This is a genomic window from Gammaproteobacteria bacterium (genome assembly GCA_003696665.1).
In the GTDB taxonomy this organism is placed as follows: domain Bacteria; phylum Pseudomonadota; class Gammaproteobacteria; order Enterobacterales.
Genome location: RFGJ01000225.1, coordinates 1 through 3414, shown reverse-complemented (window position 1 = coordinate 3414; position 3414 = coordinate 1). Strand labels below are relative to the sequence as shown.

Below are 3414 nucleotides of genomic sequence, written 5' to 3'. Positions count from 1 at the left end.
TTCGGCTTTGGATTCGCTTTCGGTCGGTTCAATCATAAATGTTCCTGGCACCGGGAAACTCATCGTTGGCGCGTGGAAGCCATAGTCCATGAGGCGCTTGGCAATGTCCACTTCCGTGATGCCGGTGGCTGCTTTAATGGGGCGCAAGTCAATGATGCATTCGTGTGCAACGCGTCCATTGCGGCCGACGTAAAGGATGTCATAGTGTTCAGCCAGACGTGTGGCGAGGTAATTGGCGTTGAGCAACGCATATTGTGTGGCTAGCCTTTGCCCCCGCGCACCGGTCATGCGCAGGTACATCCAGGAGATGGGAAGAATCCCGGCGCTTCCAAAGGGGGCGGCGGAGACAGCCCCATCTGTGATCTTGCGGCCGCGAAGCGGCACCACGGCGTGGTTTGGCAAATAGGGGGCTAAGTGTTCACGCACCCCAATGGGCCCCATCCCGGGGCCGCCGCCGCCATGCGGAATGGCGAATGTTTTGTGTAAGTTAAGGTGACTGACATCAGAACCAATGAAAGCCGGCGCTGTGACGCCCACTTGGGCGTTCATGTTGGCACCGTCCATGTAAACTTGGCCGCCGTGCGCGTGAACCAAGTCACACACTTCTCGAATGGTTTCCTCATACACGCCATGTGTGGAAGGATAGGTCACCATGATGCATGCCAATTGATCGGCGACTTCAGCAAGTTTTTGTTTCAGATCCTCCAGATCGATGTTACCGTCCTTGTCGCAGCCGACCACCACCACGCGCATGCCGGCCAAGGCCGCGCTAGCTGGGTTGGTGCCATGCGCTGACGCGGGGATCAAGCAGACGTTGCGGTGACTTTCACCCTTGGCATCGAGATAGCGACGAATGGTCATCAAGCCCGCGTACTCGCCTTGTGCCCCGGAGTTCGGTTGCATACAAATCACGTCATAGCCGGTGATGGCCTTCAGCCATTTTTCTAGGTCATCGATCAGTTGTTCGTAACCGGCCGCTTGATCACGCGGGACAAAAGGATGCAGTTCACTGAATTCCGGCCAAGTAATTGGCGCCATTTCGGCTGCAGCGTTGAGCTTCATGGTGCAGGAACCGAGCGGGATCATGCTTTGGTTGAGTGCGAGATCACGCCCTTCCAGAGTGCGCAAGTAGCGCATCATTTCGGTTTCTGAATGATAGCTGTTGAACACAGGGTGGGTCAGCACCGGATCCGTTCGCAGCATCTTGTCAGAAAAGCCAAGTGTGCCATCCCGGGCAAGTTGCTCGTCGTTGCCTTTCCAGTCAATGGCTTGGCTATCGCCGGTTATCACTGAATAAAGCTGTGCAATGTCGTCAAGCGTGGTGGTTTCATTCAGACTCAGTCCCAGTGTGCCGGCAGGATCAATGCGCAGGTTGATTTTGTGTTCAAGGGCTCGTTGAAGAATGGCATCTCGAGTCTCTGGAGCGACAGTGAACGTCAAGGTGTCAAAGAAGCTCTGATTGACAACTTTAATGTTCCTATTGCGCAATGCTTCGGCGAGAAGCTGGGTGAGGCGATGAATGCGTAACGCAATGGCTCGCAAACGCTCCGGCCCGTGGTAAATGGCATAAAACGCCGCCATATTGGCAAGCAATACTTGCGACGTACAAATGTTGCTGGTGGCCTTCTCGCGTCGAATATGCTGCTCGCGAGTTTGCATGGCCATACGCAGTGCCGGACGGCCTTGGGCATCTTTGGACACACCAATGATACGTCCGGGCATGGCGCGTTTGAAATTGTCTTTGGTGGCAAAAAATGCTGCATGTGGCCCCCCGTAGGCCATCGGCACACCAAAGCGTTGTGCGCTGCCAAACACAATGTCAGCACCCCAGTGGCCAGGCGCTTTCAGCAGCATCAGCGCCATCAGGTCGGTAGCGACGGCCACAACGCCTTTCTTGTCGTGCACAGCTTGGCAGAGGTCGGTGTAGTCGTGCACCTCGCCGAGACTGTCAGGGTATTGCAGCAGCACACCGAAAACATCGTGATCAACCGCTTCTGCGGCGGGTCCTACCATGATTTCAATACCCAAGCCTTCGGCACGCGTCTGCAGGACGCTCAGGGTTTGTGGGAAGACATTGTGATCAACAAAGAAGACATGGCTTTTGCTTTTGGCAACCCGTTTGGCCATGGCCATCGCTTCTGCCGCCGCGGTGGCTTCATCAAGCAGGCTGGCTCCGGCCAGTGGTAGGCCAGTGAGATCAATGGTCATCTGTTGGAAATTGAGAATGGCTTCCAGTCGGCCTTGTGCAATTTCGGGTTGATAAGGGGTATAGGCAGTGTACCAGCCCGGGTTTTCCAAAACGTTGCGTCGAATGACTTCCGGCACATGGGTTGGGTGGTATCCCATCCCAATGTAGGATTTATAGATTTTGTTTCGGCGGGCAATGGCTTTGATTTCGGCAAGTGCTTGGGCCTCCGAAACAGGTGCGTCGAGAGCGATGGGTTCTGGTAGACGAATATTCTCCGGCACAATTTGCTCGGTCAGTTCATCTAGGCTGCTGACCCCCAAAGTCTCGAGCATTTCCCGTGTTTCACGCTCGTCTGGCCCGATGTGACGATGCAAGAAATCGTCATTCATGGCCAGTTGCTCAATTGTTGCAAATTGAGAAGCATTGTTCATAAATTGCCCACCATTTGGTTTGTCCGAGTGATTTCGTCCTGAACGGAAAAAGCCCTTGATGGCAAGGGCTTTGCGAGACAATGCTGCGGCTGCCGCGCCAGCGCATTACCCTTCGTTGGCGATCAGTTCCGCGTATTCTTCCGCGCTGAGCAGATCGTCTAATTCTGACGGATCTGACAGTTTAACCTTAAACATCCAGCCGTCATTGTAAGGGTCGTTGTTGACAGTCTCTGGCGCATCTTCGAGGGCTTCGTTGACCTCAACGATTTCGCCTGACACGGGGCTATAGACATCGGATGCGGCCTTGACCGATTCTGCCACGCCTGCTTCATCGCCAGCACTGATTTCAGCACCAACTTCCGGCAATTCAACGTACACCATATCACCCAGAAGTTCCTGCGCGTGATCGGTGATGCCAACAGTGACAATACCGTCACCTTCGTCTCTCACCCACTCGTGGTCTTTGCTGTATTTCAGATCGGCTGGAATATCGCTCATGATTTATCTCCCACAGATGCTTGCTATTCGGTTGCCCACGTTGTCGCTTTTATATCACAGGTTTTCCATGTCGCACAAAACAAGGTTTTGTGACGCGCGCTTCAACCTGCTTGTTGCGGATTTCGATAATGGCGGTATCCGTTGTGTCTCTAGGCACGCGCGCTAAGGCAATGCCTTTTTGAAGGGTCGGTGAAAACGTTCCGCTGGTCACCACACCTTCACCCACGCCCGGCACAATCACTTTGTATCCTTCGCGCGGCACGGCTCGACCCTGTTCAACCACAAGCCCAACCAACT

Annotated in this window: 3 protein-coding genes; all 3 read right to left on the bottom strand. The window is 54.3% G+C overall.

Annotation, left to right across the window (positions count from 1 at the left end):
• On the bottom strand, nt 1–2619 hold a 2619-nt coding region (gene gcvP / locus D6694_06315; protein RMH43978.1), incomplete at its 3' end, for a glycine dehydrogenase (aminomethyl-transferring).
• Nucleotides 2620–2724: 105 nt separating this feature from the next.
• On the bottom strand, nt 2725–3117 hold the full coding sequence (gene gcvH / locus D6694_06310; GenBank protein ID RMH43977.1) for a glycine cleavage system protein GcvH: 393 nt from the start codon (nt 3115–3117) through the stop codon (nt 2725–2727).
• A gap of 49 nt (nt 3118–3166) precedes the next feature.
• The coding region (gcvT, locus tag D6694_06305) for a glycine cleavage system protein T (GenBank protein ID RMH43976.1) at nt 3167–3414 on the bottom strand (248 nt) is incomplete at its 5' end.

Coding starts and splice junctions, on each gene's coding strand:
- gcvH (RMH43977.1), bottom strand. CDS start 3,117: ATGAGCGATATTCCAGCCGATCTGAAATACAGCAAAGACCACGAGTGG.